Genomic DNA, 377 nt, shown 5'->3' with positions numbered 1-377 from the left:
GCAACGACCCCTCCGCACTGCCCGCCCCGGACATCGACAACCGGGGATCGGTCGACACCTGGCCCGTGATCCGCCTCGTCCCGCGCGACGGCGAGGCCCGCGACCCCACGCTGACCGTCGTCCACCACGGCACCCGCAAGCGCTTCGCCTGCCGGGGCCTTCGGATCGGACGCGGGGACGAGCTGGTCATCGACATGGGCCGCCGCCGCATCACCCTCAACGGGGCCTCGCGCTTCGGCCAGGTCGACCCCACCTCCCAGTGGCTCGCCCTGCCCCCGGGCCCGAGCACCGTTCAACTCGACGTTCTGGAGGGCCCCGTGGGGCTCTCCGCGGAAGTGCTCTGGCGCTCCGCCTGGCTGTAAGGACCCCCTTGGCTT

1 protein-coding gene is annotated in these 377 nt (G+C 72.9%); it reads left to right on the top strand.

All coding sequences use genetic code 11. From position 1 onward, the window contains the following. Positions 1 to 362: phage tail domain-containing protein (locus BI06_RS45135; RefSeq protein ID WP_043479037.1), on the top strand; the 362-nt coding region annotated here is incomplete at its 5' end. Between the last annotated feature and the right edge of the window lie 15 nt (positions 363 to 377).

Origin of the sequence: Kitasatospora sp. MBT66 (assembly GCF_000710405.2) — a bacterium.
Lineage (GTDB): Bacteria > Actinomycetota > Actinomycetes > Streptomycetales > Streptomycetaceae > Kitasatospora > Kitasatospora purpeofusca.
This window is presented reverse-complemented; position numbering and strand designations above follow the sequence as displayed.